The 21,240-nt window shown below is 72.2% G+C and carries 20 protein-coding genes; 12 read left to right on the top strand and 8 right to left on the bottom strand.

Going from position 1 to position 21,240, the window contains the following annotated elements:
- Positions 1 to 107: 107 nt before the first annotated feature.
- The 5 genes from AB0M30_RS36780 to AB0M30_RS36800 all read right to left on the bottom strand — a co-directional run bounded on the left by AB0M30_RS36780 (position 108) and on the right by AB0M30_RS36800 (position 5,301).
- Complete coding sequence (locus AB0M30_RS36780; protein ID WP_364593877.1) at positions 108 to 863, bottom strand: SDR family oxidoreductase; 756 nt, start codon at positions 861 to 863, stop codon at positions 108 to 110.
- Between the two features lie 63 nt (positions 864 to 926).
- Positions 927 to 1,754, bottom strand: a complete 828-nt coding sequence (locus AB0M30_RS36785; protein ID WP_364593880.1) for a hypothetical protein — start codon at positions 1,752 to 1,754, stop codon at positions 927 to 929.
- 9 nt (positions 1,755 to 1,763) lie between these two features.
- Entirely contained in the window at positions 1,764 to 2,978 is a 1,215-nt protein-coding gene (gene aspS / locus AB0M30_RS36790; RefSeq protein ID WP_364593883.1) for an aspartate--tRNA(Asn) ligase, read from the bottom strand.
- A gap of 297 nt (positions 2,979 to 3,275) precedes the next feature.
- Positions 3,276 to 4,475 (bottom strand): cytochrome P450, encoded by a 1,200-nt coding sequence (locus tag AB0M30_RS36795; protein WP_364593886.1) that lies wholly within the window; start codon positions 4,473 to 4,475, stop codon positions 3,276 to 3,278.
- Between the two features lie 97 nt (positions 4,476 to 4,572).
- Complete coding sequence (locus tag AB0M30_RS36800) at positions 4,573 to 5,301, bottom strand: SDR family oxidoreductase (RefSeq protein ID WP_364593888.1); 729 nt, start codon at positions 5,299 to 5,301, stop codon at positions 4,573 to 4,575.
- 170 nt (positions 5,302 to 5,471) lie between these two features.
- On the opposite strand from AB0M30_RS36800, the gene AB0M30_RS36805 reads away from it, so the two are divergent.
- Together AB0M30_RS36805 and AB0M30_RS36810 are read left to right on the top strand one after the other, a co-directional pair.
- Positions 5,472 to 7,049, top strand: a complete 1,578-nt coding sequence (locus tag AB0M30_RS36805; RefSeq protein ID WP_364593891.1) for a discoidin domain-containing protein — start codon at positions 5,472 to 5,474, stop codon at positions 7,047 to 7,049.
- A gap of 77 nt (positions 7,050 to 7,126) precedes the next feature.
- Positions 7,127 to 7,750: a class I SAM-dependent methyltransferase gene (locus AB0M30_RS36810; RefSeq protein ID WP_364593894.1), complete on the top strand. Its 624-nt coding sequence runs from the start codon at positions 7,127 to 7,129 to the stop codon at positions 7,748 to 7,750.
- Positions 7,751 to 7,807: 57 nt separating this feature from the next.
- On the opposite strand, the gene AB0M30_RS36815 is transcribed toward AB0M30_RS36810, so the two are convergent.
- Positions 7,808 to 8,824: a S1 family peptidase gene (locus tag AB0M30_RS36815; protein WP_364593897.1), complete on the bottom strand. Its 1,017-nt coding sequence runs from the start codon at positions 8,822 to 8,824 to the stop codon at positions 7,808 to 7,810.
- A 152-nt stretch (positions 8,825 to 8,976) separates the two neighbouring features.
- On the bottom strand, positions 8,977 to 9,273 hold the full coding sequence (locus tag AB0M30_RS36820; RefSeq protein WP_364593899.1) for a GNAT family N-acetyltransferase: 297 nt from the start codon (positions 9,271 to 9,273) through the stop codon (positions 8,977 to 8,979).
- Between the two features lie 209 nt (positions 9,274 to 9,482).
- On the opposite strand from AB0M30_RS36820, the gene AB0M30_RS36825 reads away from it, so the two are divergent.
- From AB0M30_RS36825 to AB0M30_RS36855, 7 genes are all read left to right on the top strand, one after another.
- The gene (locus tag AB0M30_RS36825) at positions 9,483 to 11,606 is read left to right on the top strand and encodes a germacradienol/geosmin synthase (protein ID WP_364594154.1); all 2,124 of its coding nucleotides are present in this window, start codon (positions 9,483 to 9,485) and stop codon (positions 11,604 to 11,606) included.
- Positions 11,607 to 11,738: 132 nt separating this feature from the next.
- On the top strand, positions 11,739 to 12,530 hold the full coding sequence (locus AB0M30_RS36830) for an MBL fold metallo-hydrolase (protein WP_364593902.1): 792 nt from the start codon (positions 11,739 to 11,741) through the stop codon (positions 12,528 to 12,530).
- Positions 12,527 to 13,108, top strand: a complete 582-nt coding sequence (locus AB0M30_RS36835) for a VTT domain-containing protein (RefSeq protein WP_364593903.1) — start codon at positions 12,527 to 12,529, stop codon at positions 13,106 to 13,108. Before AB0M30_RS36830 ends, AB0M30_RS36835 begins: the two co-directional genes overlap by 4 nt.
- A complete protein-coding gene (locus tag AB0M30_RS36840; protein ID WP_364593906.1) occupies positions 13,105 to 15,213 on the top strand; it encodes a phage holin family protein in 2,109 nt (702 codons plus the stop codon). Before AB0M30_RS36835 ends, AB0M30_RS36840 begins: the two co-directional genes overlap by 4 nt.
- A complete protein-coding gene (locus AB0M30_RS36845) occupies positions 15,210 to 15,440 on the top strand; it encodes a glutaredoxin domain-containing protein (RefSeq protein ID WP_364593909.1) in 231 nt (76 codons plus the stop codon). The genes AB0M30_RS36840 and AB0M30_RS36845 overlap by 4 nt, the downstream gene beginning before the upstream one ends.
- On the top strand, positions 15,437 to 15,667 hold the full coding sequence (locus AB0M30_RS36850) for a ferrous iron transport protein A (RefSeq protein ID WP_364593912.1): 231 nt from the start codon (positions 15,437 to 15,439) through the stop codon (positions 15,665 to 15,667). Before AB0M30_RS36845 ends, AB0M30_RS36850 begins: the two co-directional genes overlap by 4 nt.
- Before the next feature lie 2 nt (positions 15,668 to 15,669).
- Positions 15,670 to 16,419: a methyltransferase domain-containing protein gene (locus AB0M30_RS36855; RefSeq protein ID WP_364594157.1), complete on the top strand. Its 750-nt coding sequence runs from the start codon at positions 15,670 to 15,672 to the stop codon at positions 16,417 to 16,419.
- On the opposite strand, the gene AB0M30_RS36860 is transcribed toward AB0M30_RS36855, so the two are convergent.
- A complete protein-coding gene (locus tag AB0M30_RS36860; RefSeq protein ID WP_364593915.1) occupies positions 16,397 to 17,197 on the bottom strand; it encodes a TetR/AcrR family transcriptional regulator C-terminal domain-containing protein in 801 nt (266 codons plus the stop codon). The genes AB0M30_RS36855 and AB0M30_RS36860 overlap by 23 nt on opposite strands.
- Positions 17,198 to 17,273: 76 nt before the next feature.
- On the opposite strand from AB0M30_RS36860, the gene AB0M30_RS36865 reads away from it, so the two are divergent.
- Genes AB0M30_RS36865 through AB0M30_RS36875 form a run of 3 tightly spaced genes read left to right on the top strand, consistent with a single transcriptional unit; the run spans position 17,274 to position 21,219 of the window.
- Positions 17,274 to 19,547, top strand: coding sequence for an excinuclease ABC subunit UvrA (locus AB0M30_RS36865; RefSeq protein WP_364593918.1), 2,274 nt, complete (start codon positions 17,274 to 17,276; stop codon positions 19,545 to 19,547).
- Positions 19,544 to 20,362, top strand: coding sequence for a siderophore-interacting protein (locus AB0M30_RS36870; RefSeq protein WP_364593921.1), 819 nt, complete (start codon positions 19,544 to 19,546; stop codon positions 20,360 to 20,362). The genes AB0M30_RS36865 and AB0M30_RS36870 overlap by 4 nt, the downstream gene beginning before the upstream one ends.
- On the top strand, positions 20,347 to 21,219 hold the full coding sequence (locus tag AB0M30_RS36875; protein WP_364593924.1) for an aminoglycoside phosphotransferase family protein: 873 nt from the start codon (positions 20,347 to 20,349) through the stop codon (positions 21,217 to 21,219). The genes AB0M30_RS36870 and AB0M30_RS36875 overlap by 16 nt, the downstream gene beginning before the upstream one ends.
- The last annotated feature ends 21 nt before the right edge of the window (positions 21,220 to 21,240 follow it).

The following is a 21,240-nucleotide window of genomic DNA, read 5'->3' on the forward strand; positions in this document are numbered from 1 at the left end:
CCTTCGGTGCGTTGAACGCACCGAAGGCCGCCTTCGGTGCGTTCAACGCACCGAAGGCCACATTGGGGCGCTCTTCCCGGACGTCAAACAACTTGCGACGCGCGACACTAGTCGACCAAGGCACCGCAGCTGACGTTCACCGTCGCCGCCGTCATCGAGGCCGCCCGGTCCGAGGCCACGAACGCCGCCACCGCACCCACGTCGGCCAAGGTCGCCGCGCGGCCGAGCATCGTCTTGCCCGCGATGTTCTCCGCCAGCTCCGACCTGCCCGGAAAGTCCGCCGGCAGCGTCTCCGGGATGCCGCCCGTCCGGAGCGTCACCGTGCGGATCCCGTGCGGGCCCAGCTCGGCCGCGAGCTGGCGGCGCATCGCCTCGACCGCGTGGAACGCCACCTGCAGCCCGCCGACCGCGAACTCGCGCACCGGGTCGGCCGCTCCCCCGAAGAACAAGATCACCCCGGACCGCCGCGCGATCATGTGCCGGGCCGCCGCGCGGGCGGTGAGGAACTGGGTGCGCACGGCCGTCACCACCGGGCGTTCGTAGTCCGCGAGCGCCATGTCCACCAGCGGCGTGCCCTGGACGTCGCCGTGGCCGATCAAGTTGACCGAGACGTCGATGCCGCCCTCGGCGGCGACCGCGGCGGCGTGCTCGTCCACCGCTCGCTCGTCGAGGGCGTCGACCTCCGCCGTCTCGGCCTCGCCGCCGGCCGCGCGGAGGGCGCCGGCCACCTCGTCGAGGCGGGCCCGGGTCCGGCCGGCGAGGAACACCCGCGCGCCTTCCCCGGCGAACGCGGTGGCGACGGCCGTGCCGATCCGCCCCGCGGCGCCGTAGATGATCGCGTTCTTGCCGGCGAGCAACGTCATGGAGTCCTCCGAAGTCCGGGTGCGTTCACCAGTGCGTCGAACGGGCCCGGCCGAAATCGACACTCACGGACGGGTGACACCCATCGGGTTCGGCACCGGGACCACGCCGCTGTCGAACACCGCCCGGGCCAGGGGCACCGCCAGCTCCAGCAGCCGCTCGACGTCGGCGCCCAGGGCCGTCACCGGCGCCTCCGCCAGGCGATCCGTGTCCTCCTCGATCCCGCGGCGCAACTCGCGGCCCGCGTCGGTCAGGCGGCCGTGAGCGTCGAGGATTCCGCGGGTGCGCAACCGGTCGACCGCCGCGTCCCACTGAGTGTCCGACCAGCCGCGGTGGGGCTGGACGTCCCTGCGGCCGAGCACTCCGTCACCGATGTGGGTGAGCGTCGTCTCCAAGCCGCTCAGGCCGGCGTGGACCGCCGCCAGGACGTGGCCGTCGCCGCGGTGCTCGCGCAGGATCGTCGTCGCCAGCCACAGGCTCGACAGCGGGTCCGCCGGCTTCGGCACCGCCGCCCACGCCGCCGCGAGCGGGCGGCCGCCGAACTCGCACGCGTCCGCCGCCCGCCACAGGAGGGCGCTCAGCTCCGACACGTCGGCCATGACCGGCCGCAACGCCGTCCCCACGGCCTCGAGCCGGGAGCCGAGGACGGCCGCGGGCGAGGCGAACGACCACGCGTCGGGCAACGCCCGGGCCACCATCTCCGGCGCGAAGCCGAACAGCACCGCCGCCGCCGGCTCGGGACCGATCGGGCCCAGGGGCGCCAGCCGCCCCGCGAAGTAGCCCATCCAGTAGCCGCGCAGGCCGGCCGCCTTCGCCGCTTCGGCCGTCTCGGGCGCGAAGTAGACGACGGCGTGCAACGGTTCCACGGCCGCCCAGAGGCGACGAGCTGTCATGGGCCCTCCTCACGGGGTCAGCCGGTGCAGGTCGCGCGGGAACAGCGTGACCTGCCGGACGTTCGCGGCGCCGAGCAGCCGCGCCGTCCAGCGTTCCAGACCGATCGCGAAGCCGCCGTGGGGTGGCATGCCGTGCGCGAACGCCTGCAGGTAGTCGGCGTACTCCGGCGCGGCGTCGCCCAGCACCGCGAGGTAGTCGGCGTGCCGGTGCAGGCGCTGGCCGCCGGTCACCAGCTCCACCCCGCGGAAGAGCAGGTCGAAGCTGTTCGAGTAGCCGGGCCGCGCCGGGTCGGGGTGCGTGTAGAACGGCCGTTTCGCCATCGGGTAACCGGTCACGAAGAGGAAGTCCGACCCGTGCTCGCGCCGCGCCCACGCCGACAGCGCCCGCTCGTGGGCCGGGGCGAGGTCGGGCTCACGCGGGTCCGCCTCCAGCAGGTCCAGCGCCGCGGCGAAGGGGATCTCCGGGATCTCCCCGGGCACGGTGACCAGCGCCGGGTCCGCCATCCCGGCCAGTACTTCGCGGAGCACGGCCATGACGTCGCGGTGGTCCCGGATGAACCCCAACTCGACGTCGAGGCTGGTGTACTGCGCGAGGTGCCGGGCGGTGTCGTGCGGCTCGGCGCGGAAGACCGGGCCGACCTCGTAGACGCGTTCGAACACGCCGACGAGTGCCTGCTTGAAGAACTGCGGCGACTGCGCGAGGTAGGCGGGCCGGCCGAAGTAGTCGATGCCGAAGACGTTCGCGCCGGATTCGGTCGCCGACGCCACGATCTTGGGCGTGTGCACCTCGGTGAAGCCCAGGCTGTCCAAAGTGGACCGGAATCCGCGCACGGCGGCCGCGGCCACCGCGAAGCGTTCCTTCAACGCGGGGTGCCGCAGGGCCACCGGCGCGTGGTCGAGGATCGCCGGCAGTGACGCGGTGACGGCGGGCCGGTAGAGGTCGAACGGCGGCGGCACCGCTTCGGCCAGCGTTTCCACGACCGGCTCGGTCAGCTCGACACCGCCGGGTGCGCGCGGGCTGGCCGACACGGTGGCGTGCACCTCGACGACGGTTTCCTCCGGCGGCGCGGCACCGCGCAGCACGACCTGCGCGAGCCCGGAGCGGTCCCGGACCACGACGAACGTGACGGACTTCAGGCGTCGCCGGCGGTGCACCCAGCCGGCGACGCGGACGCGGGCGCCGACGTACCGGGGCAGGTCGGCGGCCAGAACACGAGAACTCATCACCCTCCCAACAAGATCCCTCGGGAGTGCGGGCGACTAGGGGAATCGCGGTGCCACCGCACTTTCACCGCCGGCGGGGCGGCCTCTTCGCGGCCCGGTGACGGGGGCCGGCCGGCGGGGCATGGGACGCGGACGCCGTTCCTCCCCGCACTCCGGAGGGTCTTCGCCGCCGGGCACGGGACCGCCTTCCCAGCTACCGGCGGCTCTCTTGACCCGTGCGCTCCCGGGACTACTCGGCTCCATCAGCGCGTTGCCGGCCACGGTAGCCGCCCGGCCGCGAAGACGCCCCCGATTTTCTCAGCCCCAGGCGACCGGCAGCTCCCGGACGCCGTACACCAGCGTGTTGTGCTTGTACCCCAGTTCCTCCCGCGGCACGGCCAGCCGCAGGTCGGGCACCCGGCGGAACAACCCGGTCAGCGCCTCCTGCAGCTCCACCCGGGCCAGCTGCTGCCCGACGCACTGGTGGGCCCCGAACCCGAACGCCACGTGCGTCCGCGGCGACTCGCGATCGAAGTCCAGCTCGTCCGCGCCCGGGAACACCGACTCGTCGCGGTTGGCCGAGTTCAGCGCGGCGACGAGCCACTCGCCCGCCCGGACCGGCTGCGACCCGACCTGGACGTCCGAAGTCGCGTACCGGAGCACACCCCACTGCACCACCGAGAGGTACCGCAGCAGCTCTTCGACCGCCCGCTCCGGCGCGGCGAGCGCCGCCTCCCGCTGGCCGGGGTGGTCCAGCAGCACCAGCGTGCTCAACGCGATCATGTTGGCCGTCGTCTCGTGGCCGGCCACCAGGAGGCTCAGCCCGAGCACGACCAGCTCCTCCATCGTCAGCGGGTCGTCGGCACCGGCGACCGAAAGCCTGCTGAACAGGTCGTCCTGCGGATTCCGCTGCTTTTCGGTGAACAACGCGGCCAGATAACCCGAAAGCGCGTCGTACGCTTCCTCGCCTTCCTCACGCGTCGCGTCCGTGCTGACCAGCGTCGTGCTCTGCCGCTGGAACCGCGACCGGTCGGCGTACGGGACGCCGAGCAGCTCGCAGATCACCAGCGACGGGATCGGCAACGCGAAGTCCCGCACCAGATCGGCCGGCGCGCCCTGCGCGAGCATCGCGTCCAGGTGGCTCTCCACCAGCTGCCGGACGTAGCCGCGCAACGCCTCCACGCGCCGCACGGTGAACTCCGCGATCACCTTCTTCCGCAGCCGCGAATGCGTGGCGCCGTCGAGCTGGATGATCGAGCCCGGGTGGACCTCTTCGTCGAGGTCGGCGTTCGGGTTCACGTGCACCGATGACGCGCCGCGCGAGCTCATCGTGCGGTCGGCGAGCACGGCGCGGACGTCGGTGTACCGCGTCACCAGCCAGGCGTCCATGCCCGCCGGGCACCGCACCTTCGACGTGGGCGCGGTTTCCCGGCGGGCGGCGTAGCTGCCGGGTGGGTCGAACGGGCAGCCGGCCGGCCGGGTCGTCGGGAGGGCCGGGGTTGCGGGTGCGGCCGTCACGGCGGATCACCTCTCTCTTCCGGTGGTCTTTCCCTTTCCACCATGGAGAGGACCGCGGCCGCCGTGGGGCGGGCGCCCCACTTGCGACCCGGATGGCCTAGCGAGCGCCGTACGCGCCGCCGTTCACGTGCACGACCTGGCCGGTGAGGTGGGCGGCTTCCGGCGCCGCCAGGAACCGCACGGTGTCCGCGATTTCCTCCGGACGGCCGGCACGCTGGTTGAAGGCGATGGAGATCCGGGAACTCAGCCATTCGTCGGTCATCGTGCCGTGGAAGAACTCCGTGTCGAGGACGACACCCGGCGCGACGACGTTGGCCGTTCCCCCGGCGCCCAGCTGCCGCGCGAGGTCGGTGTTCCACGCCTCGATCGCCGCCTTCGCCGCGCCGTACGAGCCCGAGCCCTGCTTGGCCGCGATCGAGCCGAGAGTCACGACACGCACGTTGTCCGCGAAGCGCGGCTTCAGTGCCGCGGTGACGAGCACGGCGGAAAGCACGTTGGCCTCGAAGTTCGCCTGCCACGCGTCGGCGAGGCCCTTCAGGTCGCCGGCCGCGGGCGCCTCCCGGACCCGGTCGGTGTTGCCGCCGGCGTTGTTGACCAGGACGTCCACCCGCCGCGGCAGCTCCGCCAGCGCGGCCTGCACGGCCGCCGGATCGCTCGCGTCGAAGGCCACCGCCCGCGCGCCGATCTTCTCCGCCGCCGCTTCGAGGACGTCCTTGCGCCGCCCGGTGACCGTCACCCGCTCGCCCGCCGCCGCGAACCGCGCGGCGATCGCCAGCCCGATGCCGGTGCCGCCGCCGGTGACCACGATTTCCCGCTGTTCGCTCATGGCGCCATCTTCGCCGAGGAATCCGCTTCCCCACCGGATTTTCCCGGCGAGCGGGACACGAAACCCGGTTCGTTAGGAAAGTTTACGAATAGGTCTTGACGCGCCCGCGAACCCCGGCGAACCTTGGACGCACGCCGCAGTCATCGTCCGCCCAGTCCCTCGGAGGCAGCATGACCCGGCGCGCGCTCGTGCTCGTCGTGACCCTGTTCCTCGCCTTGACCGCCGCGCTGACCGGCGCGAGCACGGCGAGCGCGGCCGCGACCCAGCCGACGTTCCTCACCTTCTACGGCTGGTGGGACAACACCCCGCCCGGCGGGGACATCTCCTACCCGCAGATCCACGGCACCGCGGGCGGCAAAGGCACGTACGCCGACCCGATCACCTTCGCCACCAGTAGCGACGAACTCAAGCCCGGCACCAAGGTCTGGGTGCCGCGGGTGCAGAAGTACTTCATCATGGAGGACGGCTGCGACGAGTGCTCCGACGACTGGAACAGCCAGGGCCCGAACGGCGGCCCCGGCCTGCGCCACATCGACCTCTGGCTCGGCGGCAAGGGCGGCAGCGCCTTCGACGCGATCGACTGCGAAGACGCGCTCACGCACTACAACCCCGACAACACGCCGGTCATGGAGCCGGTCGTCGTCGACCCGCCCTCGAACGAGCCTTATGACGCGACGCCGATCTTCAACACGAGCACCGGTGAGTGCTGGGGCGGCGCGCAGCCGAACACCACGGTCGGGCAGTACCGCAACACCGCCACCGGCACCTGCCTGGCCGCTCCGAGCAGCGGTACCACGCTGAAGGTGGCCGCCTGCACTTCAGGTGCCGAGCAGCGGTTCACCTTCCACGGCGCCTTCCTCGTCATCAACGACAAGTGCGCGGGCATCTCCGGCAGCTCGATCGTGCTGCAGACCTGCACCGGCGGCCCGGCCCAGCAGTGGTCGATCAACCCCGACGGCACCATCTCGGACATCCAGACGAGCAAGAAGTGCTTCCACGCCTCGGGCACCACGCTGACCGCGGGCAGCTGCTCCGGCACCGCGGCCCGCTGGACGTTCACCGCGGCGAGCGCCGCGGGCCTCAGCGTGACGCCGTCGTCGGTGACGGTCGCGCCGGGCGCTTCGGCGACGGCCACCGTGACCTCCACCGACGCGGTGACGCTCTCCGCGAGCGGCGCTCCCGCGGGCGTGACCGTCTCCTTCTCCCCCGAGTCGGTGCCCGCCGGCGGGACCTCGACCGTCACGGTCGCCGCCGCGGCCACCGCGTCCCCCGGCTCGGCGGCGATCACCCTCACCGGCGGCACGAAGACGGCCTCGCTGGGCGTCACGGTGACCGGCACCGGCGGCCCGGAAACGCTGCTGTCGCAGGGCAAGGCCGCGACGGCGTCCTCCACCGAATCGTCGTCGTACCCGGCGGGCGCGGCCGTGGACGGCAACCTGACGAGCACGCGGTGGGCGTCCAAGGAAGGGAGCAACGCCGAGTGGCTGCGCGTCGACCTCGGCGCGGCGAAATCCGTCACGCACGTCAAACTGACCTGGGAAGCCGCGTACGGGAAGGCGTACAGCATCCAGACGTCGGCCGACGGCACCACCTGGACGACCATTTACACCACCACGACCGGCAACGGCGGCACGGACGATCTCACCGGCCTGACCGGCACCGGCCGGTACGTGCGGATGAACGGCGTCACGCGCGGGACCTCGTACGGCTACTCGCTGTACGAAATGCAGGTGTACGGCACGGCCTGAGTTGCCGGATCGGCAACGAGGTTTGCCTTCTCGGGGACGTCGTCCGCATGCTGGGTGGACGTCCCCGAGGAGGAACCATGCCCCACGACCACCCGATGACCGTCGACGCGATGCTCAAGCAGGACTTCTGGGAAGCGATGTACCAGCGTGACGAGCACCGCATCTGGAGCGGGAACGTCAACGTCAACCTCCGCACCGAGGTCGAGGGCCTGAAACCCGGGCACGCCCTCGACCTCGGCAGCGGCGAAGGCGGCGACGCGATCTGGCTGGCCAAGCGGGGCTGGACGGTCGACGGCGTCGACATCTCGACCACCGCGCTCGCCCGCGCGGCGGAAGCCGGCGCCGAGGCGGGCGTGACGGTGAACTGGCTGCACCGCAACATCCTCGAGTGGCGGCCGGAGGCGCAGTACGACCTGGTCTCGGCGCAGTACATGCACCTCCCGCCGGACCTGCGCCGCGACGTCTTCACGGCGGCCGCGGCGGCGATCCGGCCCGGCGGTTCGCTGCTGGTCGCCGGCCACTCGCCGAAGGCCATGCGGGAGTTCGACGGCCAGAAGCCGCCGGAGGAGCTGTACTTCGAGCCCGAGGAGATCACCGGCTACCTCGGCGACCCGTGGCAGTGGGTGGTCGAGACGTGCGAGACGCGCGGCGAGGGTCACCACACCGACGCCGTCTACCGCGCGCGGCGGCTCCAAGCGTGACGGAACGAGGGCCCGCTCACCTCCCCCGACGGAAAGTGAGCGGGCCCTCGCCCTGGCTCAGGCGAGCTGGAGGCCGTAGGCCTGCAGCTCGAGGGTGAGCGGGTAGAAGTAGCTGGTCACGGTGTCGCCGCCGGACAGCGTGCCGAGGCCTTTGGAGCCGTCGTAGGCCGGGCCGCCGGAGTCGCCGTGGTCGGTGTGCGCGGTGGTGCCGAACTCGTGGTTGAGCACGCCGACGTCGAAGTTGACCGACTCGTCGACCGAAGTCACTTCACCGCTGCCGCCGCCGGTGGTCGAGCCCTGCTTCTGCATCTGCTCGCCGACGGTCGGGGTGGCCGCGCCGGTGATCTGCTGGCCGGTGTTGATATGGCCGGGCCCGGTGCCGTTCGGGCGGGTCAGCAGGCCGGAGTCGGCGCCGGGGCAGTCGCTTTCGACGACCTGCGCGCCCGAGACGTCGCCGCCGGCCCAGGTGCCGCCGAGGTTGGTGCAGTGGCCCGCGGTGAGCAGGAACGGCGAGCCGCCGCGCGTCACGTTGAAGCCGAGCGAGCAGCGGCCCTGGCTGTTCTGGATCGCGTCGCCGTCCTTGATGTACAGCTCCAGCTTGCCGGTGCGGTGCTCGACGCGGACGCTGTCGCCGTACCGCGCGGCGGCCGCGGCAACCTTGCCGGCGGTCTCCTGGCTGGCCGCGTCGTAGACCTTCACCACGACCTGGTTGGTCTTCGTGTCGATGCCCCAGGCGGTCTGCGGCACGTTCTTCACCGCGTCCAGCTGGTTCTTGACACCGGTGAGCGCGGCGAAGGTGTGCTTGACCTTCTTCGCGGTGAGGCCGGCGGCCCGCACCTGCTGCATCGCGGCGTCGTCGACGACGTTCACGACGGCCTTGCCGTTCTCCAGGTAAACGCCGCCGGAAGCGGCGCCGAGCGCGTCGGCCACCTGGGTGGCGTCGGTGATCGCCTGGGCCTGCAGTTCGGCGAAGGCCAGTGGGGACGCGGTGGCCGCCGAGGCGCAAACGCCGCTGGTCAGCGCGGCGGCCGACAAGACCGCGAGGGTCTTGAGGGCGGTCTTCCGGGGAGTCATCAACTTCCTCCAGGGTTGCCGTTCGAAGCCTGTGCCGACACTTTCGTTGCCAGGCAACCAACGCAGTACCGACGAAGGTTGGTTAATAACCAAGGGAACCGGACATACCGCTCAGATCACCCGGACGGCCCAACGCTCGTAAGGCTTCCGGCCTACTCGCGCGGCCAGCGGACGTGGTCCTCGTAGCCCGGGTTCTTCTTCAGGTACCCGGCGATGAACGGGCAGACCGGCACGATGGTCCGGCCCTGGGCGACGACGTCGTCGAGCGCGCCGGCGGCCAGCACCTTGCCCAGGCCCTGGCCGGAGAACGCGTCGTCGATCTCGGTGTGGGTGAACACCGTGAGGTCGCCGCGGCGGTCGTACTGCGCGATCCCCGCCAGCTTCTCACCCGCCCACAGCTCGTAGCGGTCTTCGTCCGGGTTGTCGACCACCCGGGTTTCGTCGGTCATCTGCTCTCCTCGTTCGCCGGAGACACCGGAGACACCATCGTGCGACGGCCCGCCACCGCGTGCCGATCGGGCCGGACCGCCGCTGGGCCGGCCGGGGGACGCGCTCGTCCCGTTCGTGTGCTTCGCGGCTGTTCCCCTTGGCGGACACCGCGGGCGGCTGGTTGCCTCGCGGTGTGCCTGAACAGCCGTTCGTCCTCCCCGAGTTCTACATGCCCTACCCGGCGCGCCTGAACCCGCACCTGGATCGGGCGCGCGAGCACAGCAAGGCCTGGGCGCGCGAGCTCGACATGATCGACGTGCCGCAGCACGGCACGGTGATCTGGACCGAGCACGACCTCGACTCCCACGACTACGCGCTGCTCTGCGCGTACACCCACCCCGACGCCGGCGCCGGCGAGCTCGACCTGATCACCGACTGGTACGTCTGGGTGTTCTACTTCGACGACCACTTCCTCGAGCTCTACAAGCGCACCGGCGACATCGGCAGCGCACGCGCCTACCTCGACCGGCTCGAACAGTTCATGCCGGTCGACGGGGAAATCACCGCGACCCCGGAAAACCCGGTCGAGCGCGGCCTCACCGACCTGTGGAACCGGACGGTCCCGCACCGGTCGGCCGGCTGGCGGCGCCGGTTCGCCGACAGCACGAAGGCACTGCTGGACGAGTCGCTCTGGGAACTGGCCAACATCAACGAAGGCCGGCTCGCCAACCCGATCGAGTACGTCGAGATGCGGCGGAAGGTCGGCGGCGCGCCGTGGTCGGCGAACCTGGTCGAGCACTCGGTGCACGCCGAGGTGCCGGCCGCGATCGCCGCGTCCCGGCCGATGGAGGTCCTGCGAGACTGCTTCGCCGACAGCGTCCACCTGCGCAACGACCTGTTCTCCTACCAGCGTGAAGTGCAGGACGAGGGCGAGCTGTCCAACGGCGTGCTGGTGTTCGAGAAGTTCCTCGGGCTGGGCACCCAGGAGGCGGCCGACGCGGTCAACGACCTGATCACCTCCCGGCTGCACCAGTTCGAGCACACCGCGCTCACCGAGGTGCCCGCGCTGCTCGACGACCACTGCGTCGACCCGGCCGCGCGCGCGGCGACGTTCGCCTACGTCAAGGGCCTGCAGGACTGGCAGTCCGGCGGGCACGAATGGCACCTGCGGTCCAGCCGGTACATGAACGAAGGCGCCCTGGCCGGCCACGGCGGCCCGGACCTCGGCACGTCCGCGGCCCGCATCTTCGCTTCGGTGCTCGCCACCGCACCGCAACGGCTGCGGGCGTACGGCTCGACGCCGTTCCGCCCGGCCGACGTGCCGCGGCCGTCGCTCGACCTGCCGCTGCCGCCGCGGTTCAGCCCGCACCTGGACGCCTGCCGGGTCCGCAACGTCGACTGGGCACGGCGCACGGGCTTCCTCGACGGCGTGGTGTGGGACGAGCGGAAGCTGCGGGCCGCCGACCTGCCGCTGTGCGCGGCGGGCATCCACCCGGACGCGACCGCCGACGCCCTCGACGTCACGAGCGACTGGCTGACCTGGCGCACCTACGCCGACGACTACTACCCGCTGGTGTTCGGCGCGACCCGCGACCTCGCGGGTGCGAAGGCGGCCAACTTCCGCTTGCCGGCCTTCATGCCGGCGGCCGGCGCGCCGATGCCGGCGCCGACGACACCGCTGGAGGCGGGCTTGGCCGACCTCTGGCCGCGGACCCCGGCGGAGAGCCGGCCCGCCGTGCGCCGGGCGGTCGAGTCGATGACGTCGAGCTGGCTCTGGGAGCTGGCGAACCAGGCCCAGAACCGCATCCCGGACCCGATCGACTACGTCGAGATGCGGCGCCGGACGTTCGGCGCGGACCTCACGATGAGCCTCTCGCGTGACAGCGCGGTGCCGCCGGCACTGCACCGGACGCGCCCGGTGCAGACGCTCGAGCACGCGGCGGCGGACGTGGCCGGCCTGGCCAACGACCTGTACTCCTACCGCAAGGAGATCCAGTACGAAGGCGAGCTGCACAACGCGGTGCTGGTGGTGCGGAACTTCCTGGACTGCCCCGAGGAGCGCGCGGTCGAGGTGGTGACCGACCTGATCCACGCCCGCTTGGCGGAGTTCGACCACGCGGCGGCGACCGAGCTGTCCGCCCTGTACCGCGACGACGCCACCGAGGAGACCCTGCTCGGGTTCGTCAAGGAGCTGCGCGACTGGATGGCCGGCATCGTGCACTGGCACCAGACCTCGGCCCGCTACACGGAGCCGGAGCTGGGCTACCACCCGGCAACGGTCCCGGTCTTCAGCGGCCCGACCGGCATCGGCACATCGGCACTGCGCATCTCGTCCCTGCTTCCGACCCCCTGAGTACGCAAACCGACCCTCCAGGCACGCGAGCCGACCCTCCGAGTACGCGAGCCGACCCTCCGGGGTCACCGGACGGCGTTGCCCTGGCCACTCCGCCGGGCGTCCGGCGGCGGCGAAGGTGATACTCGGGGCGTGAGCGGCTTCAGCCTGCGATTCCTCGGCCATTCGACCGTCCGCCTGGAACTCGGTGGCCGGGTCGTGCTGACCGATCCGGTGCTCACCGCGCGCGTCGGCGGGCTGGTCCGGGTCGTGCCCGTGCCGGCACCCGAAAGCTACGCCGGCGTCGACCTCGTCCTGCTGTCCCACCTCCACGGCGACCACCTGCACCTGCCATCCCTGCGGCTGCTCGGCGAAGACACCCGGATCGTCGTCCCCCGCGGCGCCGGGACGTGGCTGCGCAAGAAGGGCTTCGAGCGCGTCGAGGAGATCGCGCCCGGGGAGACGCTCACCGACGGCGGCCTGACCGTCACCGCCACCGAAGCCGTCCATTCCGGACACCGGTGGGGGCCGCGGCTGACGCACGGGCCGCAGAGTCCCGCGCTCGGGCACCTCCTGGAAAGCGACGGCAAGAAGATCTACGTCGCCGGCGACACCGACCTCTTCGACGGCATGCGCGGCCTCGGCCCGGTCGACGTCGCCCTGCTGCCCGTCTGGGGCTGGGGCCCGAACCTCGGCCCCGGGCACCTCGATCCCGCCCGCGCCGCGCGGGCCGCCGGGCTCGTCGGGGCCCGGGCCGCCGTGCCGGTGCACTGGGGCACGCTCGCCCTCCCCGGCCTGCGGCGCACCGCCCGGATGCGACGGCTGCTGGCCGATCCGCCGCGGGTGTTCGCCGCCGAGGTGAAAGCCGCCGGCGGAACCACCGACGTCCTGTTCACCGAGCCCGGTGCCGACGTCGCCCTGCCCTCGCCGAAGGACCGCGCGTGAACTGGACCGACCCGGCCGCCATCGGCTACCCCGCGGTGTTCGGCGGCGTGCTGCTCGGCTCGATCATCCCGATCGTGCCCACCGGCGCGGTCGTCGGTGCCGCGGCCGCCGTCGCGATGACGACCGGCCACCTGTCCCTGCCGCTGGTGATCGTCCTCGCCACCCTCGGCGCCTACCTCGGCGACGTCGTGACGTTCGGGATCCCGCGCCTGGGCAGCGAAGCCGCGTTCCGCTGGATCAGCCGCCGCCAGCCCGCCGAACGGCTCGAGAAGGCCCGCGAGCAGTTCGCCCGCCGCGGCTGGCAGCTCGTGGTGATCGGCCGGCTCGTCCCGGCCGGCCGCATCCCGGTGCTGCTCGCCGCGGCCGCGCTGGGCTACCCGTGGCGGCGCCTGCTGCCCGCCGCGCTCGGCGCGTGCGTGCTCTGGGCGAGCGCGTACGCGGTGCTCGGCATCCTGAGCGGGGGCATCTTCGACTCGCCCGTCGTCGCGACGCTGCTGGCGACGGTGCTCGTCCTGCTGGTCACCGTGCTGGCCAACGTGATCGCCCGGTGGCGGCGCAAGACCAAGGAGCCGGTGTGACGTCGGCCGCGCCGAAGGGCCGGCTGCTGCGCGGCGGCCGGGCCGTGGCCCGCGCGGTGGGCGTGTGGATCGCGGTGACCGGCGCGCTGCGCCTGCTCGACGTGCTCCTGCCCGGGTTCCGGATGACGCACTGGTGGCAGCCGGCGGTCTGCGCGCTGCTGTTCGGCCTGCTCGCCGCCGTGGTCTGGCCGCTGGTGATGCGGATCGCCTACCCGCTGGCGTTCCTCACCTTCGGCGTCTTCGGGTTCCTGCTGCTCGGGGCCGGGACGCTGGCCGTGTTCCGGACCGTGCCCGGCGTCGAGGTCGCCGGGTTCCGGACCGCGGTGATCGTCACGCTCGGCATGGCCGCCGTCGGCGCGCTCATCTCGAGCGTGCTCGCCGTCGACGAGGACGAGATCTTCTTCCGCCGCGCCGCCCGGCGCCGCCGGCGGCACACCCCCGCCACCGGGGCCGCGGACCAGCCGCCCGGGGTGCTGTTCCTGCAGATCGACGGCCTCGGGTACGACACCGTCCGCCGCGCGATCCGCGACGGCGACATGCCGACGTTCGCCGCGTGGCTCGCCGAGGACAGCCACGCGTTCACCCGGTGGCACACGGACTGGAGCTCGCAGACCGGGGCGAGCGTCTGCGGCATCCTGCACGGCTCCAACCACGACATCCTCGGGTTCCGCTGGTACGAAAAGGACCGCGACCACGTGATGGCGTGCGCGCACCCGGCCGACGCGGCCGAGATCGAGCGGCGGCACTCCGACGGGCGCGGCCTCCTGGCCGGCGACGGCGCGAGCCGCGGCAACCTGTTCTCCGGCGACGCCGCCCACGTCAGCCTCACGATGAGCTCGATCCCGTTGCTGGTCCCGAAAAAGCTGCTGCGCCGGCACCGGGATCGGCTCGGCGCGGGCTACTACGCCTACTTCGCGAACCCGGTCAACGCGCTGCGCACGTTCGCCGTCGCGCTCGTCGACGTCTTCCGCGAAATCAGCGCGTCGGTGCGCCAGCGCCGCGCCGGCGTGGTGCCGCGGATCCCGCGCGGCGGCTGGTACCCGCTGGCCCGGCCGGGCACGACGGTGATCGCGCGTGACATCGTCGTCTCCGCGATCCTCGGCGACATGCTCGCCGGGCGGCCGGTCGTGTACGCGGACTTCCTCGGCTACGACGAGGTCGCGCACCACTCCGGCATCGAGCGGTTCGACACGCTGTCGGTGCTGCGCTCGATCGACCAGCAGGTCGCGCGGCTGCACCGGGCGAGCCGGCTGGCGCCGCGCCGCTACCACGTCGTGGCGCTGTCGGACCACGGCCAGACCCAGGGCCAGGCGTTCTCGCAGCGGTTCGGCGAGACGATCGAGGCGTACGTCGGCCGGCTGTGCGGGGGTTCGCCGTCAACGGCGTCTTCGGGGAAGCGGCGGCAGGCCGAGAGCTGGCAGATCAACGCGGCCCTGGCCGAGGCGACGACGAGCGGCGGCCCGATCGCGCGCCGGCTGCGCGCCCGGGTGGAGGACGCAGAGTGCGCCGAGGACCGCCCGCGCACGACGTCCGGCGCGCCGGGCGCGGTCACCCGGGTGGCACCCGGCGTGGTGGTGGTCGTGTCGGGGCACCTCGCGATGGTGTCGTTCACCGACCACGAAGGCCGCGTCGAGCTGGAGACGATCGAGCGGGAGTTCCCGGACCTGCTGCCGTCCCTGGTCGACCACGCCGGCGTCGGCTTCCTGCTGGTGCGCAGCCGCGAATTCGGCCCGGTGGTCCTGGGCCGCGACGGCCTGCACCGGCTGGCGACGGGGGTCGTCATCGGCGAGGATCCGCTGCCGCCGTACGGCCCGCACGCGGCGGACCTGATCCGCCGGGTGGACACGTTCCCGCACTGCGCGGACGTGATGATCAACAGCCGCTACGACCCGGATTCGGACCAGGCGTCCCCGTTCGAGACGCACGTGGGCTCGCACGGCGGCCTCGGCGGCCCGCAGCAGCGCGGGTTCGTGGTGCACCCGCGTGAGCTGCGGTTCCCGGGCGAGGTCGTCGGGGCGGAGGCCCTGCACCGGGTGTTCCGCGGCTGGCTGGCAGAGTTGGGGCACGTCCCGGTGGAAACCCCGGTCAGGGAGGTAGTTTCGTGAAGCTGACGGTCTACGGCGCGAGCTGGTGCCCGGACGTGAAGCGCAGCCGCGCGCTGCTCGACCGCAAAGGCGTCGAATACTCCTATGTGGACGTCGAGGCGGACGCCGACGCCGAGCGCCGCGTCCGCGAGCTGCAGGACGGCGCCCGCCGCATCCCGACGATCGTCTGGGAGGACGGTTCGTTCCTGGTCGAGCCGTCGGACGAGGAGCTGAGCGGCCGGCTGTGAAACTGCTGCGAGAACTGCCGCTCGGCACGCGGGTCGTGGTGCGCTACCGCATCGAGGGCGGCTTCACCGACGCGCTCGGCGACCTGGTGGCCCGCGACGAGGACTCCTGCACGGTGGAGACCCGGCGCGGCCCGGTCGTGGTGGCGTTCTCCGCGGTCACGCTGGCCAAGCCGGTGCCCCCGCCGCCGGTCCGGAAATCGGGTGGCGGCCCGCCGTCGGCTTTGTGACCATCGGAGGCGTGTTCGAGGACTTGGTGGCCGAAGCGTCGGCGGTGTCCGTCGACGGCTGGGACTTCTCCTGGCTGGCCGGCCGCGCCACCGAAGCCCGGCCGTCGTGGGGCTACCAGCGGCTGCTCCGCGAGCGCCTGGCCCAGGTTTCCGCCGCGCTCGACTTGGAAACCGGCGGCGGCGAAGTCCTCGACGGCTGCCCGTCTCTGCCACCGCTGATGGCCGCCACCGAGTCGTGGGCGCCGAACATCGCGAAGGCGGCGGCCCGGCTGCGGCCGCGCGGGGTCACCGTCGTGGCGACCGCGGGCTTCCCCTTCCGCGACAACGTGTTCGACCTCGTCAGCAGCCGCCACCCGGTGACAACGCGGTGGGCCGAGATCGCCCGCGTCCTGCGCCCCGGCGGGACGTACTTCTCCCAGCAGGTCGGCCCGGCGAGCGTGTTCGAGCTGGTCGAGTTCTTCCTCGGCCCGCAGCCCGAGGCCGCGCGCAACAGCCGTCACCCGGACCGGGCCGCCGCCGCCGCTTCCGCCGCGGGGCTGGAAGTCGTCGATCTGCGCTCGGAGTCGCTGCGCACGGAGTTCTTCGACATCGGCGCGGTGGTGTACTTCCTGCGCAAGGTGATCTGGATGGTGCCGGGGTTCACGGTGGAGCAGTACCGCGGCAAGCTGCGGGAGCTGCACGAGAAGATCGAGCGCGACAGCCCGTTCGTCGCCCACACGACCCGGTTCCTCATCGAGGCCCGGAAGCCTTGACGATCGCCGCCTCGACGCCGTCCAGCAGCAGCTCCAGGCCCGCCTCGAACGATAACCGGGCCTCCCGCTCGAGATAAGGCTCCTCCGACGCCGCAGCCTCGTACTCGCCCTCCTCACCCAATCGAGCCACCGTCGGGAACCGCGCCGGAAGATCCGGCGCCAGCTCCCCCAGCAACGCCGACCGCGCGTACCACCAGTCCTCTTCGGACTGTCCCGTCTCGCGGGCCGCCTGCCGCGATTCCGCCGCCGCCTGCACCGAGCCGCGCACGATGTTGAACAACGCCGCCACCACCCAGCGGACCCGGGACAGCGGCAGCCCGGTCGACGCCAGAACGGACAGCAGCGTCTCCTGCACGTGGAACTCCCCCGGCCCGAGCACCGGCCGCGCCGGCGAGACCTGCAGCAGCCACGGGTGGCGCAGGTGCAGGTCCCACAGCGCGTCGGCCAGCGAGAAAGCCGCCGCGCGCCACCCCGAAGTCACCGGGAACGACGAAGGCAATTCACCCAGGGTGCGGTCGTACATCAGGTCGACCAGCTCGGTCTTGCCCGGCACGTACGTGTACAGCGCCATCGCCGTGCGGCCGAGGCGCTCCCCGACCGCGCGCATCGACAGCGCCGCCATGCCCTCGGCGTCCGCGATGTCGATCGCCGCCGCGACGATCGCCTCGACCGACAGGCCCGGCTTGGGCCCGGGGCCCGTGCGCGGCGCCACCACGCGCGGCCCCCACAGCAGTTCCATGGACCGGCGGGCGTCGCCCTGACCCGCGAAGACGACCACCTTGCCGACTCCTTACACCCTAAAGTATTGTACGATCGGTAATCACTTTACAGCCTAAACTATCGAGAAGGACGGTATGACCTCACCCAGGCGGGCCGCCGACACCCACGACGTGATCGAGGTCCGGGGAGCCCGGGAGAACAACCTGACCGGCATCGACCTGGACATCCCGAAGCGCCGGCTCACGGTGTTCACGGGCGTCTCCGGCTCCGGCAAGTCGTCCCTGGTCTTCGGCACCATCGCGGCCGAGTCCCAGCGGCTGATCAACGAGACCTACAGCGCCTTCCTCCAGTCCTTCATGCCCAGCCTGTCCCGCCCGGACGTCGACCTGCTGGAGAACCTCAGCGCGGCCATCGTCGTCGACCAGGAGCGGATGGGCGCCAACTCGCGCTCCACGGTCGGCACCGCGACCGACGCCTACGCGATGCTGCGGATCGCCTTCTCGCGACTCGGCGAACCGCACGTCGGCACGTCCGGCGCGTTCAGCTTCAACCTGCCCGAGGGCATGTGCCCGGGCTGCGAGGGCCTCGGCCGGGTGTCCGACCTCGACGTCCACGCCCTGCTCGACTTCGACCGCTCACTGCACGACGGCGCGATCCAGGTACCCGGCTTCACGCCCGACAACTGGTACGTGCAGACCTACCTCTCGTGCGGCTTCTTCGACCCGGACGCCAAGATCCGCGACTTCACGCCCGAGCAGCTCGACGACCTGCTGCACAAGGGGCCGTGCAAGGTGAAGGTCGGCAAGACCAACATCACCTACGAGGGCCTCGCGGTGAAGGTCCGGCGGCTCTACCTGCAGAAGGACACCGAGTCGCTGCAGCCGCGCCTGCGCGCGTTCATCGAGAAGGCGGCGACGTTCAAGACGTGCGGGGAGTGCGGCGGCGCCCGGCTCAACCAGGCCGCGCTGTCGGCGAAGATCGAGGGCCGGAACATCGCCGACTGCGCCGCGATGCAGATCAGCGACCTCGCCGAGTTCGTCCGGAGCCTCGACGCGCCGTCGATCCGGCCGCTGCTGGGCAACCTGCGCGACACCCTCGACTCGCTCGTCGAGATCGGCCTCGGCTACCTCTCGCTCGACCGCGAATCCGCGACGCTCTCGGGCGGCGAGGCCCAGCGCGTGAAAATGGTGCGCCACCTCGGGTCCAGCCTCACCGACGTCACCTACGTCTTCGACGAGCCGACCGTCGGGCTGCACCCGCACGACATCGAGCGGATGAACAACCTCTTGTTGTGCTTGCGGGACAAGGGGAACACGATCCTGGTCGTCGAGCACAAGCCGGAGACGATCCGGATCGCCGACCACGTCGTCGACCTCGGTCCCGGCGCGGGCACCGCGGGCGGGCGGCTCTGCTACACGGGAAGCGTCGACGGCCTGCGCGCGTCCGGCACGCTCACCGGCCGCCACCTCGACCACCGCGTCACCCTGCGCGCGCAACCCCGCACGCCGTCCGGGCACGTCTCGATCACCGGCGCTCACCTGCACAACCTGCGTGACGTCAGCGTCTACGTCCCGCTCGGCGTGCTGACCGTGGTCACCGGCGTGGCCGGGTCCGGGAAGTCGTCGCTGATCCACGGCTCACTGGCGAGCCGCGACGGCGTCGTCGTGGTCGACCAGTCGGCGATCCGCGGGTCCCGGCGCTCCAACCCGGCCACCTACACCGGCCTGCTCGACCCGATCCGGACGGCGTTCGCCAAGGCCAACGGCGTCAAGGCGAGCCTGTTCAGCGCCAACTCCGAGGGCGCCTGCCCACGCTGCAAGGGCCTCGGCGTGATCTACACGGACCTGGCGATGATGGCCGGCGTCGCCTCGGTCTGCGAAGAGTGCGAGGGCAAGCGGTTCACGCCCAAGGTGCTCACCTTCGAACTGCGCGGCAAGAACATCAGCGAGGTCCTGGCGATGTCCGTCGCCGAAGCCCGGGACTTCTTCGCCACGGGCAACGCGCGGACGGTCCTCGACCGGCTCGCCGACGTCGGCCTCGGCTACCTGACGCTCGGGCAGCCGCTGACCACGCTTTCCGGCGGCGAGCGGCAGCGGCTCAAGCTGGCGATCCGGATGGCGGAGAAGGGCTCGACGTACATCCTCGACGAGCCGACGACCGGGCTGCACCTCGCCGACGTCGACCAGCTGCTGGCGTTGCTCGACCGGATCGTCGACGCCGGCAACACGGTGATCGTCATCGAGCACCACCAGGCCGTGATGGCCCACGCCGACTGGCTGATCGACCTCGGCCCCGGCGCCGGCCACGACGGCGGGCGCGTCGTCTTCGAGGGCACGCCGGCTTCACTGGTGGCCGACGCCTCCACGCTCACCGCCCGCCACCTGCGCGAATACCTGGGGAAGCCGTGAAGCCGACCGGTCTGCTCGAAGTGACGGCGGTGCGGCCGGTCACCCCGCGCACCGTGCGCGTCACCTTCACCGACTCCGATTTGGCCGACCTGGAGCCGTGGCCGGACCAGCAGCTCAAGCTCCTGTTCCCGCCGCCGGGCCGCCCCGTGCGGCTGCCGGCGGCCGACGGCGACGTGATGCGCTGGTACCAGGCGTTCCTCGCGGTCCCCGAGAACGAGCGCCCGGTGATGCGCAGTTACACCGTGCGCTCGCGGGATCGCGACACGATCGACGTCGACTTCGTGCTGCACTCCGGCTCGGCGGGACCGGCCACGGCGTGGGCGCGCCGAGCCGCGCCGGGCGACGTCCTCGGCCGCTACGGCCCGGACGCGGCCTACCGCCGCCCACTGTCCACAGCGGACACATTGCTGTGCGCGGGCGACGAGACGGCGATCCCCGCCATCGCGACCATTCTGTCCGAAGTGGACAACGCGGTGGCGTTCGTCGAAGTCGCGGACGCGGCCGAGGAGCAGCCGCTGCCCGGCGAGGTGCACTGGCTGCACCGGGACGGCGCCGGGCACGGCCGCAAGCTGGTCGAGGCGGTTCGCGGGGCGGCGTTGCCGGAGGGTTCGGTGGCGGCGTGGCTGGCCGGCGAGGCTTCGACGGTCCGTGCGGTGCGCCGCCACCTCGTCGGCGAGCGCGGCTGGGCCAAGAACGTCGTCGAGTTCACCGGCTACTGGCGGCGCAGCCTGACCCAGGACGATGCCCCGACCCCGGAGGACCTGGCCGACGCGGCGGAAAAGCTGGAAGACTCGGCCGGGTGGAAGGGGAACTGACGGCATCGGGCATCGACCCGGCTTCGGTGGTGGCGGCCGAGGAGATCGGCGGCGGAACGTACAACCGGGCGGTCCGGGTGCGGCTCGCGGACGGACGGCGGCTGGTCCTCAAGATCGCACCGACGGCTCCCGGCCTGACCTACGAACACGACCTGCTCGCGACGGAAGCGGAGTACTACCGCCGGATTCCGGGCCCGGTGCCGTCGGTGGTGGGCGCCGGGCCGGGGTTCCTGCTGATGACGGAGGTGCCGGGCGTCCCGTGGGCCCAGGTGCCCGGCGCCGGCCCGCACCTGCGCACCGAGCTGGGCGCGATCGTGGCCGGCCTGCACGAAGTGACCGGCGACGGGTTCGGCTACCCCCAGGACCCGCTGCACCCGACGTGGCCGGCGGCGTTCGCGGCGATGGTGGACGCGGTCCTCGCGGACGCCGTCCGGTACGGCGTGCGCCTCCCCCGCCCGGCGGCGGAGATCGCCCACCTCGTCCGCCGCCACGAGCCGCTGCTGGAGCTGGTCACGACGCCGGTGCTGGTCCACTTCGACCTGTGGAAGGGCAACATCCTGCTCGACGGCGACCGGGTGTCGGGCATCATCGACGCGGAACGCGCGTTCTGGGGCGACCCGGTGGCGGAATTCGTGTCGCTGACGCTGTTCGACGACCTGGACGCACCGCTGCTGGCGGGGTACGGCGCGGCCCGCTTCGACGCCCCGGGCCGCCGCCGGCTGACGGTGTACCGCGTCTACCTGGGCTTGATCATGCTGGTGGAGATGGTGCCGCGGCAGGACACGAACGCCGACCGGGAGCGGTTCGTCTCGGCCTGGCTGGCGGAGCACCTGGACGCGGCCCAGCGGGCCTTGTGATGACGTCGCGAATCCGCCAGC

It is taken from the genome of Amycolatopsis sp. NPDC051716 (assembly GCF_040681595.1).
In the GTDB taxonomy this organism is placed as follows: domain Bacteria; phylum Actinomycetota; class Actinomycetes; order Mycobacteriales; family Pseudonocardiaceae; genus Amycolatopsis.